This is a genomic window from Achromobacter sp. SIMBA_011 (assembly GCF_046535435.1).
Lineage (GTDB): Bacteria > Pseudomonadota > Gammaproteobacteria > Burkholderiales > Burkholderiaceae_B > Achromobacter > Achromobacter dolens.
Genome location: NZ_JAWRWN010001170.1, coordinates 1 through 238, shown reverse-complemented (window position 1 = coordinate 238; position 238 = coordinate 1). Strand labels below are relative to the sequence as shown.

Below are 238 nucleotides of genomic sequence, written 5' to 3'. Positions count from 1 at the left end.
CGATCAGACGGCTCGCTATATCGACCGCATCCTCACGCGTCTGACGCTGGCCGGTGCGATCTATATCGTGTTTGTCTGTCTGCTGCCGGAGTTTCTGGTGCTGCGCTGGAATGTGCCGTTTTATTTTGGTGGCACGTCGCTGCTGATCATTGTCGTCGTCACAATGGACTTCATGGCGCAGGTGCAGTCGTACGTCATGTCGCAACAATACGAATCGCTGCTCAAGAAGGCGAACTTC

Annotated in this window: 1 pseudogene; it reads left to right on the top strand. The window is 54.6% G+C overall.

Features of this window, described 5'->3' with window-relative positions:
• Positions 1-238, top strand: a pseudogene (gene secY / locus SB816_RS34725) (preprotein translocase subunit SecY); the annotation flags it as partial.